The following is a 6,302-nucleotide window of genomic DNA, read 5'->3' as shown; positions in this document are numbered from 1 at the left end:
GCGCGGGCCTCCGCCTCCCGGGCGTCGCGGAGCGAGCGGCGCGTGGGGTGGCCCGCGGCGTCGGTGCCGGGGGTGGAGGTGCCGGCGCTGCCGGGGTTGGGGGTGCTGCCGGGGGTGGGGGTGGATGTCTCGGGCCGTGCGGGTGGAGCCGGGTTCATGTCTTCCCTGGGTTCAGGCCACCTGGGTGTGCCTCGGCCGGTCGGCGCTAGGGCGCGCGGGTGCGTCCGGCGGGGCGGTGGCGGTGACGGTCGGTGTCGGGTCACGGTGAAGCGACGGCTTGATCAGTCGTTCGGGGCTTCGATGTGTCGTTCGGGGCGGACCGCACCTGGTCACCCACTCGAACGATTGAAGCCACAAGTATGTGCGGACTTTCTGGGAGAAGACTCCATGCGCTGCTATCGACACGGCCGGGCGTCGAGGATGGGGGCATGACGTCGGGATACACCGCCCGCCAGGTGCGTGACGCCGAGGCGCCGCATCTCGCCGCCGGAGAGCCACTCATGCAGCGCGCCGCGCACGGTCTCGCGACCGAGATCCGGCGCGTGCTCGACGCGGCACCCGGTGCACTCGGTGCATCCGGTGAACCGGAGCAGGAGCGGGAGCGCTCACCCCGGGGCGTGCTCCTCCTGGTCGGATCGGGTGACAACGGCGGCGACGCCCTCTTCGCGGGCGCCGAGCTGGCCGCGGGCGGTGTCGAGGTGCGCGCCATCGGCGTTGGCAGCCGGATGCACGGGGCCGGCAGCGAGGCGGCCCGCGCCGCCGGCGTGCGGTTCGTCGAGAGCGCGCCCGAAGCCCTGCCCGCCCTCCTCCGCGAGACGGCGGTGATCGTCGACGGCATCCTCGGCACCGGCACCACCGCCGGGAGGCCCGCCCTCCGTGGGGCCGCTCGAGAACTCGTCCAGGGCATCCGGGCGGAGCTCGCTGCGCTGTCGCGCGAGCTCCCCGAGGGAGCGGCAGCACCGCTCGTGGTGGCGGTCGACATCCCGAGCGGGATCGATCCCGACTCCGGCGAGACGGCCGACGACGTCGTCCTGGCCGCCGACCTCACCGTGACCTTCGGCGGCGTGAAGGCGGGGCTGCTGCGCGGGCAGGGGCCCCGGCTGGCCGGCGATGTCGTGCTCGTCGAGATCGGCATCGAGGGCGATCTGGCTGCCGTCGAGCCGGCCGTCCGCACCTGATCGGGGCGGCGGGAAGGTTGCGTTTCTGGCGAAGCGGGTCACGATGGTGGGAACAGGACCGTCACCGGGCGGACCGGTCAGGAGCATCCTCATGAAAAAGATCGCATTGGTCGCCGCATTCGCACTCGGCTACGTGCTCGGCGCACGCGCCGGCCGTCGTCGCTACGAGCAGATCCGCTCGAAGGCCAAGGAGCTGTGGAACGACGAGCACGTGCAGTCGGCCGTGCACTCCGCGGGTGACGCGATCGGCACCGCGGCCGGCAAGGTCGGCGACGTCGTGGGCGACAAGGCCGACGAGCTGCTCCACAAGGCCCGTCGTTGATGGCGAAGGCCGCCGACACGAAGAAGCGGGCCGGTGTCCCCGGCCCGACGGGCAACCCGGCCGATGACCAGCTCAGCGTTCCCGGGGCCGTGGCCGAGGTCGCACGAGCGGCGATCAAGGCGCGATCGGTGCAGCCCGACCAGCCGACGGGACCCGACGGTCAGCCCGCGGAGGCGCCGCCGAAGCGGAGCCGCGCGGAGCTGAAGGCCGACATCGCGGCCGAGCGCGCCCGGCTCTCCGAGCTCGTGAAGGAGCTCGAGTACCGCCTCGACGTGGGCGCCCGCACGCGGGAGGTCGTCGACGACATCAAGGCCGACCCGGTGGAGGGCGTCAAGCGCCACCCCGCCGCGGCCGTCGGAGCGGTGGTCGTCGTGGCCGCCGTCGGCACGGGAGTCGCCCTCCTCGTGCGGGCCCTGCTCAAGTAGCGGCCTTCCGGCCGGCCCCGGACCGACCCGTACGGAATCGACGGAGATCGGGCCGGGAGCTTGGAGTATCCGACGGCACGGTCTCAGAGGTCGGGTGACGGAGCCGCCGCGGTCGGGCCCGCACCCGCCGCAGGCCGCGCAGGCCCTACCCCGGCCCCGGCCGCCTTGGCCGCGCGCTTGCGCTTCTTCGGCGGTGCGGGCGGCGGCTCCGGCTCGCCGTTCCAGGTCTTCACGATCGCCCAGGCGACGGCGGCGATGGGCACCGAGAGCACGGCCCCCACGATGCCGCCGAGGATGGTGCCCGCCGTCAGCGCGATCAGGATGACGAGCGGGTGCAGCTTGAGCGACTGCGCCATCACGACCGGCTGCAGGAAGTTGCCCTCGAGCTGGTTGACGGCCACCACGATGGCGATCACGATCAGGGCGATCAGCGGCCCGTTGGCCACGAGCGCCACGAGTGCGGCGAGCACTCCCGCGAGCGTGGCACCGATGAGCGGGATGAAGGCGCCGACGAACACGATGATCGCGAGTGGCAGCGCGAGCGGCACGCCGAGGATGGCGATGCCGATGCCGATGCCCGCGGCGTCGACGAACGCGATGGTGGCCGTGCCCCGCACGTAGCCGCCGAGCACGCGCACGGCGGTGGCGCCGATCCGCTCGCCCCGCTCGTGCCGGTACCCGGAGAACGGCTTAAGCAGGAACTCCCAGATGCGCGGCCCGTCCTTCATGAAGAAGAACAGGATGACGATCATGAGCACGGCGCCCGTGATGACCTCGCCGGCGGCCGAGACCCCGGCGAGCGCACCGCTGCCGAACTGGCTGCTGGTGAGGAAGTCGACGACGGTGTCGCGGAGGCTGTCGAGCTGCTGCTGATCGATGTCGAACGGCAGGCCGAGCACGAAGCCGTGCAGGTCGTCGATGCCCTGGGCCGCGGAGTCGCGGAGCTCGCCCCACTGCCCGCGCACGGCGAACACGATGAGGGTCACGAGCCCGCCGAACACCACGACGCCGGCGAGCAGCGTCACCCAGGTGGCGGCCAGGGCGCCGAGACCTCGACGCTTCAGCCAGCGCAGCACGGGGCTGAGGGCTGCCGCGATGATGAGGGCGAGCAGCACCGGGATCACGACGAGCTTGAGCTGGATCAGCGCGAACACCACGAGGGCCGCGAGGGCCAGCACGATGATGATCTGCAGGCTGCGCACGCTGAGCTGGCCGAACTTGTCGGTGAAGAGTGAGCGCAGGCTGGGCCGCGCGTTCGGGTCATCGGTGGACATGGATCAACACTGACACGGATGCGACGGCCTCGCCCGCCCCTAGCGCTCCACCGGCTGCGGGCGGTCGTCGGCTAGCCTCGTGCCATGCCCGCGAACCCCCCTGCGCCGACCGCGGTGGCGACCGTGGCCGGCCGCCTGCGCGAGCAGATCCTCGACGCGGAGATCGCCCCGGGCACCCCGCTCCGCGAGGAGGCGCTCACCGCGGAGCACGGCGTCAACCGCCACACCGTGCGCGCCGCCCTGCGCGTGCTCGAGGCCGAGCGGCTCGTGACGATCGAGCCCTACCGCGGTGCCCGGGTGCGCGCCTTCGCCGCCGCCGACGTGCGGGCGCTGCTGGAGTACCGCACGGCCCTCGAGGCCGAGGCCGTGCGGCTGTTCGGCGAGCGGATGCGCGGGGTCACGGATGCGGGCATCGCCGTGTCCCTGCCCCGCACCGTCGTCGAGGCCAACGAGCGTCTCCGCGAGGTCTGCCGCTCCCGCCCGCACGACCACCGCGGCATCGAGACCGCCCACGCCGCGCTCCACCACGCTCTCGTGGCGGCCGCGGGGAGCCCGCGCATCACCGAGGCGCACGCCCGGCTCGAGAGCGAGCTGCTGCTCTTCCTCAACCAGCTGCGCCCCCTCCTCCCGGCCGACGAGATGGCCGACCAGCACGACCGGTTCCTCGAGGCCGTCGCCCGGCGCGGTGAGGAGGCCGTGCGCGAGCACCTCGCCCACTCCGCCCGTCAGCTGATCGGACTGCTCGAGCCCTAGGCATCCGCTCCCCGGGCGAGCAGGATCGACTCATGACCTCGAGCGCCGCCGCCCCCGTCTCCCCCATGCTCGCCAAGGCCGTCTCGGCGGTGCCCGACCAGGGCGCCGTGGAGGGCGGGTTCCTCTACGAGCCGAAGTGGGACGGCTTCCGGGGCATCGTCGTCTTCGACGGCGAGTCGATCGAGATCGGGAGTCGTGGCTCGAAGCCCCTCACCCGCTACTTCCCCGAGCTCACGAGCGCCCTGGCCGACCTGCTGCCCGCTCCGTGCGTGCTCGACGGCGAGATCGTGGTGCCCACGGGCGATCCGGGTCGCCAGCGGCTCGACTGGGAGGCGCTCTCGCAGCGCATCCACCCCGCCGAGAGCCGCATCCGCACGCTCTCGAAGGCCACGCCGGCGGTGTTCGTCGCGTTCGACCTCCTGAGCGAGGCGGGCGACGACCTCCTGGAGAAGCCGTTCGGCGAGCGGCGCGAGGCGCTCGAGGCCTTCATGGCGCGCGTCCCGGCGACGGAGGCGGAGGGGGTGCTCGCCCTCTCACGCACCACGCGCGACGTCGAACTCGCCCGGCGCTGGCTCGTGGAGTTCGAGGGTGCCGGCCTCGACGGCGTCGTCGCGAAGCCGCTCGCGGCGCCCTACGCACCGGGCAAGCGCGTGCTGCAGAAGATCAAGCACCGGCGCACGGCCGACGTCGTGGTCACGGGCTACCGCGTGCACACGAGCGGCACGGGCGTGGGCTCGCTGCTGCTCGGGCTCTACGGCGACGACGGCGAGCTGCACCAGGCGGGCGGCGCCTCGGCGTTCACCGACAAGCGCCGGCGCGAGCTCATCGACGAGCTCGAGCCGCTGGTGGTCCGGGGCGACGACGGCGAGGTGGTGCGCGCCGAGGGCGAGCGCAATCGCTTCTCCTCCAAGAAGGACGTCTCGTTCGTGCCGCTCGAGCCCCGGCTCGTGGTGGAGGTGCGCTACGACCAGATGGAGGGCACTCGCTTCCGGCACACCGTGCAGATCGAGCGCTGGCGCATCGACCGCGAGCCCGAGTCGTGCCGCTTCGATCAGCTGGAGCAGCCCGAGGGCTACGACCTCGCCGAGGTGCTCGGCACGCCCTGACGGCGGGCAAAGGGCGCAGGCGGTCCCCCGCAGTCGCAATTCGCCGTCGTCCGCCGCAGTCGTCCGCCGTCAGTCCTCGGTCTTCTTGGCCCGGCTCGGCTGCACGCGGGGCGGCTCCCCCGGCATCTTCGGGAAGTCGGGCGGGAAGGGCAGCTCCCCGAGCCCGTCGCCGAGATCCCGCTCCCACCACCCCAGCAGCGTGTCGATGCGCCCGTGCTCCTCGTGCATCCGCGACCACGGGTCGCCCGTGGCGGCGAGCCGCTCGGGCACGCTCCGCACGGTGAAGGCCCGGGGGTCGACCTCCGGCAGCTCCTCCCAGGTCACGGGGCACGAGACGGGGGCGTGGGCGAGCGCCCGGGGGCTGTAGGCGCCGGCCATGGTGCGGTCGCGGTTGGCCTGGTTGAAGTCCACGAAGATCCGCTCGCCGCGCTCCTCCTTCCACCAGTGCGTGGTGACCTGCTCGGGCATCCGCCGTTCGAGCTCGCGGGCGGCGGCGATCACGGCGTGCCGCACGTCGAGGAACTCGTGGGTCGGCTCGATCGGCGCGAAGACGTGGAGGCCCCGGTTGCCGGAGGTCTTCACGAACGCCTCGAGCTCGGCCTCGGCGAGCACCTCACGCAGGGCGAACGCGGCGGTCACGGCCTCGGCGAACCCGGTGCCGGGCTGCGGATCGAGGTCGATCCTGAGCTGGTCGGGCAGGTCCGGCTCTTCAGCACGGGAGGCCCAGGGGTGGAACACGACGGTGTTCATCTGGGCCGCCCAGACGGCCACGGCCGGCTCGTCGACCACGAGCTGCGGATGCACGCGGCCGCTCGGGTAGGTCACCGGCACCGCCCGCACGTACTCCGGCGCGCCCTTCGGCGGGTTCTTCGAGAAGAACCGCTCGCCGTCGATGCCGCCGGGGAACCGCTCGAGCGAGAGCGGCCGGTCGCCGTTAGCCGCCACGAAGGCGTCTCCCACGGCGATGAGGTACTCCGCGAGCTCCCGCTTCGTGATGCCGACCTCCGGCCAGAGCACCCTCGACGGGCTCGACACCCGCACCTCGCGCGCCCCGTGGGGGCCCTCGACCGTCAGCACCACCGCTTCGCTCGCCATGCCCCCAAGCTACTCCCCACCCCGATCACAGCCTCCCACGAGTGGGCACTTCGTGTCCTTCAACGGCACGTCTTCGCGCCGAAAGTGCCCACTCGTGGGAGATGAGGTCAGGGGGTGGCCGGGGGTGCGGCGGGGCCGACGGACCTCGC

Annotated in this window: 7 protein-coding genes; 5 read left to right on the top strand and 2 right to left on the bottom strand. The window is 73.0% G+C overall.

Features of this window, described 5'->3' with window-relative positions:
* Window positions 1-428: 428 nt before the first annotated feature.
* The 3 genes from Q0D57_RS19005 (at window position 429) to Q0D57_RS18995 (ending at window position 1,925) form a co-directional block, all read left to right on the top strand.
* Window positions 429-1,178, top strand: a complete 750-nt coding sequence (locus Q0D57_RS19005; protein WP_291046966.1) for an NAD(P)H-hydrate epimerase — start codon at window positions 429-431, stop codon at window positions 1,176-1,178.
* A 91-nt stretch (window positions 1,179-1,269) separates the two neighbouring features.
* Window positions 1,270-1,500 (top strand): hypothetical protein, encoded by a 231-nt coding sequence (locus Q0D57_RS19000; protein ID WP_259530493.1) that lies wholly within the window; start codon window positions 1,270-1,272, stop codon window positions 1,498-1,500.
* Window positions 1,500-1,925, top strand: coding sequence for a DUF3618 domain-containing protein (locus Q0D57_RS18995; protein WP_291046965.1), 426 nt, complete (start codon window positions 1,500-1,502; stop codon window positions 1,923-1,925). The genes Q0D57_RS19000 and Q0D57_RS18995 overlap by 1 nt, the downstream gene beginning before the upstream one ends.
* An 83-nt stretch (window positions 1,926-2,008) precedes the next feature.
* Here the strand turns inward: Q0D57_RS18995 and Q0D57_RS18990 are convergent, their stop codons facing one another.
* Entirely contained in the window at window positions 2,009-3,199 is a 1,191-nt protein-coding gene (locus tag Q0D57_RS18990) for an AI-2E family transporter (protein ID WP_291046964.1), read from the bottom strand.
* Window positions 3,200-3,283: 84 nt separating this feature from the next.
* On the opposite strand from Q0D57_RS18990, the gene Q0D57_RS18985 reads away from it, so the two are divergent.
* Window positions 3,284-3,952: a GntR family transcriptional regulator gene (locus Q0D57_RS18985; protein WP_291046963.1), complete on the top strand. Its 669-nt coding sequence runs from the start codon at window positions 3,284-3,286 to the stop codon at window positions 3,950-3,952.
* Between the two features lie 32 nt (window positions 3,953-3,984).
* Window positions 3,985-5,058, top strand: coding sequence for an ATP-dependent DNA ligase (locus tag Q0D57_RS18980; RefSeq protein ID WP_291046962.1), 1,074 nt, complete (start codon window positions 3,985-3,987; stop codon window positions 5,056-5,058).
* 69 nt (window positions 5,059-5,127) lie between these two features.
* On the opposite strand, the gene ligD is transcribed toward Q0D57_RS18980, so the two are convergent.
* On the bottom strand, window positions 5,128-6,153 hold the full coding sequence (ligD, locus tag Q0D57_RS18975; protein WP_291046961.1) for a non-homologous end-joining DNA ligase: 1,026 nt from the start codon (window positions 6,151-6,153) through the stop codon (window positions 5,128-5,130).
* Window positions 6,154-6,302 lie beyond the last annotated feature (149 nt).

The organism is Herbiconiux sp., assembly GCF_023264895.1.
In the GTDB taxonomy this organism is placed as follows: Bacteria; Actinomycetota; Actinomycetes; order Actinomycetales; family Microbacteriaceae; genus Herbiconiux.
Note: the sequence above shows the minus strand (reverse complement) of the source record. Positions and strands in the feature narration are given on the sequence as shown.

What these genes read in the sequence shown, in the direction of transcription:
- Q0D57_RS19005 (WP_291046966.1), top strand. Translation starts at nt 429, where the DNA reads ATGACGTCGGGATACACCGCCCGCCAGGTGCGTGACGCCGAGGCGCCG.
- Q0D57_RS19000 (WP_259530493.1), top strand. Translation starts at nt 1,270, where the DNA reads ATGAAAAAGATCGCATTGGTCGCCGCATTCGCACTCGGCTACGTGCTC.
- Q0D57_RS18995 (WP_291046965.1), top strand. Translation starts at nt 1,500, where the DNA reads ATGGCGAAGGCCGCCGACACGAAGAAGCGGGCCGGTGTCCCCGGCCCG.
- Q0D57_RS18990 (WP_291046964.1), bottom strand. Translation starts at nt 3,199, where the DNA reads ATGTCCACCGATGACCCGAACGCGCGGCCCAGCCTGCGCTCACTCTTC.
- Q0D57_RS18985 (WP_291046963.1), top strand. Translation starts at nt 3,284, where the DNA reads ATGCCCGCGAACCCCCCTGCGCCGACCGCGGTGGCGACCGTGGCCGGC.
- Q0D57_RS18980 (WP_291046962.1), top strand. Translation starts at nt 3,985, where the DNA reads ATGACCTCGAGCGCCGCCGCCCCCGTCTCCCCCATGCTCGCCAAGGCC.
- ligD (WP_291046961.1), bottom strand. Translation starts at nt 6,153, where the DNA reads ATGGCGAGCGAAGCGGTGGTGCTGACGGTCGAGGGCCCCCACGGGGCG.